General features: G+C 73.4%; 4 protein-coding genes. 2 read left to right on the forward strand and 2 right to left on the reverse strand.

From position 1 onward, the window contains the following. Positions 1-54 precede the first annotated feature (54 nt). Positions 55-933 carry a Bax inhibitor-1/YccA family protein gene (locus ACFUVW_RS20115; protein ID WP_430573066.1) on the reverse strand — a complete coding sequence of 293 codons (879 nt, stop codon included), beginning with the start codon at positions 931-933 and terminating at the stop codon, positions 55-57. 105 nt (positions 934-1,038) lie between these two features. Next, on the reverse strand, positions 1,039-1,863 hold the full coding sequence (locus ACFUVW_RS20120; protein ID WP_430573067.1) for an inositol monophosphatase family protein: 825 nt from the start codon (positions 1,861-1,863) through the stop codon (positions 1,039-1,041). 140 nt (positions 1,864-2,003) lie between these two features. Between ACFUVW_RS20120 and ACFUVW_RS20125 the strand changes: the two genes are divergently transcribed. After that, entirely contained in the window at positions 2,004-2,948 is a 945-nt protein-coding gene (locus ACFUVW_RS20125; protein WP_430573068.1) for an ABC transporter ATP-binding protein, read from the forward strand. Further along, positions 2,945-3,820: an ABC transporter permease subunit gene (locus ACFUVW_RS20130; RefSeq protein WP_430573069.1), complete on the forward strand. Its 876-nt coding sequence runs from the start codon at positions 2,945-2,947 to the stop codon at positions 3,818-3,820. Before ACFUVW_RS20125 ends, ACFUVW_RS20130 begins: the two co-directional genes overlap by 4 nt. The last annotated feature ends 47 nt before the right edge of the window (positions 3,821-3,867 follow it).

The following is a 3,867-nucleotide window of genomic DNA, read 5'->3' on the forward strand; positions in this document are numbered from 1 at the left end:
ACCCCGCGGGGTGACCGGCCGTCGGGCCGTGCGTACCGGTGGCGCGCCGGAGCGTCAGTCGCCGCTCTGGAAGATCGCCAGCAGGCGCAGGAACTCCAGGTACAGCCACACCAGGGTGACGATGAGCCCGAAGGCCGCCGTCCAGGCGAACTGCGCCGGGACGCCCTGCTCGACGCCGCGCTTGATCGAGTCGAAGTCGACGATGAGCGACGCGGCGGCGAGGCCGACCGCGACGAGCCCGACGATGATCCCGATCACGCCGCCACGCATGCCCCAGCCGTCGAGCACGCCCGTCCAGGTCAGGACGACGTTGACGAGCGAGAAGACGAGGTAGCCCACCATGGCGATGAGCAGCCAGCGCGTGAACTTGGGCGTGACGCGCACCTTGCCGGACTTGAACAGGAACAGCGCGGCGGCGAACGTCGCGAGGGTCGCCACGACGGCCTGCAGCACGATCCCGGAGAGCGGGGCGCCCGAGCTGCCGACGGCGATCGACGCGAACGCGATCGAGATGCCACCGAGGAACACGCCCTCGGCCACCGTGTAGGCGATGATCAGCGCGGGGCTGGGCTTCTTCTTGAAGGCGTTCACCAGCCCCAGCACGAGACCCGCGATCATGCCGATCGGCCACAGGTTCGGGGCGAAGTTCCACGTCGCCGCCGCCACCACGACCAGCAGCGCGAGGAGGCCGCCGGTCTTGATGATGACGTCGTCGTAGGTGAGGCGCTTGGTGTCGGCCGTGGTGGCCGACGGCGCCTGGTACATGGCGTCGAGGCTCGCGGCGTCGGCGGCCTGCGCGCCCATGGTCCCGGCGCCGTACGCGCCGTACTGCGGCTGCGCGGTGGTGGTGCCGCCGGGGCGGGACCCCTGGCGAGCCCCGGTACGGCGCGGCTCGCCGAAGACGTCGCTGCTCGAGAAGACGGGGTTGGTCATGAACTCCTCCTGGTCGCGGCTGCCGGGTGCCCGACGACGGGTCGTCGCGCGCGCAGGGCCGGGTCGCTGGCCGTGCGATCCATCGTAGTGAACGCGCGGCGTTCCTCAGACGTTCCCAGGTCGGCGACTCTTTCCGAGGACGCCGCGCGCGGCCTCCGCCGTCGCCTCGTCGACGGCGAACAGCCCGGTCCCGGTCACGGGGTGCTGCTGCCCGTGGTCGCCGCCGAAGACGCCGCCCGCCTCGGTGACGACGAGGGACAGCGGCGCGTAGTCCCACACCATGCCGCCCACCTGGACCGCGAGGTCGAGCTCGCCGGCCGCGACCAGCAGGGCGCCGTGCACGCGCCAGTCGGCCACGTCGACGGCGCTGGCGAGCCGGTCGACCTCGCCCCGGTACCGCTCGGGCACCATGGCCACTGGGGGCAGCACCGCCGTCCGCGCCGAACCGAGCGACCCCGGCGGTGCGCCGACGCGCAGGCGCCGCGCGCCGGTCACGCGACCGTCGACGACGTCCGCGACGAACGCGCCCCGGCCGCGGGCCGCGTACCAGACCTGTCCCTGCGCGGGCAGGATCGCGACGCCGACGGTCACCTCGCCGCCCTCCTCGAGCGCGATCAGGGTCTGCCACCGGTCGTCGCCCTCGACGAACACGAGCGTCCCGTCGATGCCGTCGAGGACCCATCGCCGGCGCCCCGCGCCGAGCTCGCCCGTCTCCTCGCCCAGGAACGCGTCGTCGGGCCGCGCGGCGCGCAGCACCTCGCGCACCCGTTCCTCGACCGCGAGGTCGGCCTCGGTCACCACCGAGCCGTCGAGCTTGTGGTCGCGCGCGAGCCCCTGCACGCGCGCGAAGTACCGCAGCCCCAGGTCGGCGCCGGCGAGGGCCGCCGCCAGGGCGAGGTCGAGGTCCTCGGGCAGGTCACGAGCATCCATGGCCGCAGCATGCCCTGTCGGCGGAGATCACCCGGCCCCTGCCCATGCCGCGGCGTCGACCCGCACGTAGGCTCGGGAAGGACCTGTGCACCCGTGACGACGGCATGACGACGGCACCCGAGATGACCTCCAGGGGCGACATGATCGAAGCACACGGCCTGACCAAGAGATACGGACCGAAGCTCGCGGTGGACGACGTGACGTTCACCGTGCGGCCGGGCACGGTCACGGGCTTCCTCGGCCCGAACGGCGCCGGCAAGTCCACCACGATGCGGATGATCATGGGCCTGGACCGCCCCACGGCGGGGCGCGTCACCGTGAACGGGAGCGCCTACGCCCAGCATGCGCGGCCGCTGGCCGAGGTGGGCGCGCTGCTGGAGGCGAAGGCCGTGCACCCCGGGCGGACGGCCCGCCAGCACCTGCAGGCGCTCGCCGCCACCCACGGGATCGCGCCGGCGCGGGTGGACGAGGTGGTCGAGCTCACGGGCCTGGCGGCCGTCGCGCGCAAGCGGGTGGGCGGCTTCTCCCTCGGGATGGGGCAGCGGCTCGGCATCGCCGTGGCGCTGCTGGGCGACCCGCGCACCCTCATCCTCGACGAGCCCGTCAACGGCCTGGACCCCGAGGGCGTGCTGTGGGTGCGCAACCTCGCCCGCTTCCTGGCGAGCGAGGGCCGCACCGTGTTCCTGTCCAGCCACCTCATGAGCGAGGTCGCGCTCACCGCCGACCACGTCATCGTCATCGGGCGCGGGCGCATCCTCGCCGACATGCCGGTGCAGCAGCTCGTCGACGGCGCCTCCCGCCGCCTCGTGCGCGTGCGCTCGCCGCAGGCCGCCGACCTCGCCGACGCCCTGCGGCGCGAGGGCGGCGACGTGGCCCCGGGCGACGACGGCGCCCTCGAGGTCACGGGCGTCGAGGCGGCCAGGGTGGGCGAGGTCGCCGCCGCGGGCGGCGTCGTCCTGCACGAGCTCACCCCCGTGTCCTCCACCCTCGAGGAGGCCTACCTCGAGCTCACCGCCGACTCGGTCGAGTACCAGGCCGAGGCCCTAGACGACGCCTCCACGACCACGGACGGAGCGCACCGATGACCGCCGCCACCGCACGACCCGCCGAGACCGCCGCACCGGCCGTCGTCGTGCACCGCGTGTCGTTCGGCCGCGTGCTGCGCGGCGAGTGGATCAAGTTCCGCACCCTGCGCTCCACGGTGTGGACCGTGGTGATCACGGCCGTCGTCATGGTGGGGCTCGCGCTCATGATGGCCGGCATCATGCGCGTGGCCGCCGACACCCCCGAGATGTCGGAGGGCATGTCGCAGGACCCGGGGCTGCAGGCGATCGGCCTCACCGGCACGACGATCGTGACGTTCGGCTACTCGTTCGGCGCGCTGGCGGTGGGCGTGCTCGCGTCGCTCATCGTCACCAGCGAGTACTCCACCGGCACCGTGCGCTCGACGTTCGCCGCCGTGCCCCGCCGGCTGCCCGTGCTGTGGGCCAAGCTGGTCGTCATCGTGCTCGCCACCGCCGTGGTGGTCGCCGTCGCGCTCGCGATCGCCTACGTGGCGACGGCGCCCCTGCTCGAGGACGCCGGGCTGAGCGTGGACCTGTCGGACTCGGAGCAGGTGCGCGCGCTGGCCGGCTGCGTGCTCTACCTCGCGACGGTCGCGGCGTTCGCCCTCGCCGTCGGCACGCTGATGCGGCACAGCGCCGGCGCGATCTTCACGATCGTCGCGGTCTTCTTCGTCGTGCCGCTGATCTTCAACATCGTGGTGCAGGCCACCGACGCCGCGTGGACGGACTGGGTGAACAAGCTGCTGCCCAGCGTCGCCGGCGAGCGGATCATCTCCCGCGGCGTCGAGACGGACGTCCTGCTCGACCCGTGGGTGGGCTACGCCGTCCTCGTCGGCTACACCGTGGTGCTGCTCGTCGCCGCGGCGATCACGCTGAAGCGCCGCGACGCCTGACGCGCCGCCCTGACCGTTGTGGGTGGGCTCGTGGCCCTGTTTCGTCG

The organism is Isoptericola sp. NPDC057391 (assembly GCF_042668085.1).
Taxonomy (GTDB): Bacteria; Actinomycetota; Actinomycetes; order Actinomycetales; family Cellulomonadaceae; genus Isoptericola.

Excerpts from the sequence above, each read along its gene's own strand:
- ACFUVW_RS20130 (WP_430573069.1), top strand. The coding sequence starts at position 2,945 with ATGACCGCCGCCACCGCACGACCCGCCGAGACCGCCGCACCGGCCGTC.
- ACFUVW_RS20120 (WP_430573067.1), bottom strand. The coding sequence starts at position 1,863 with ATGGATGCTCGTGACCTGCCCGAGGACCTCGACCTCGCCCTGGCGGCG.
- ACFUVW_RS20115 (WP_430573066.1), bottom strand. The coding sequence starts at position 933 with ATGACCAACCCCGTCTTCTCGAGCAGCGACGTCTTCGGCGAGCCGCGC.
- ACFUVW_RS20125 (WP_430573068.1), top strand. The coding sequence starts at position 2,004 with ATGATCGAAGCACACGGCCTGACCAAGAGATACGGACCGAAGCTCGCG.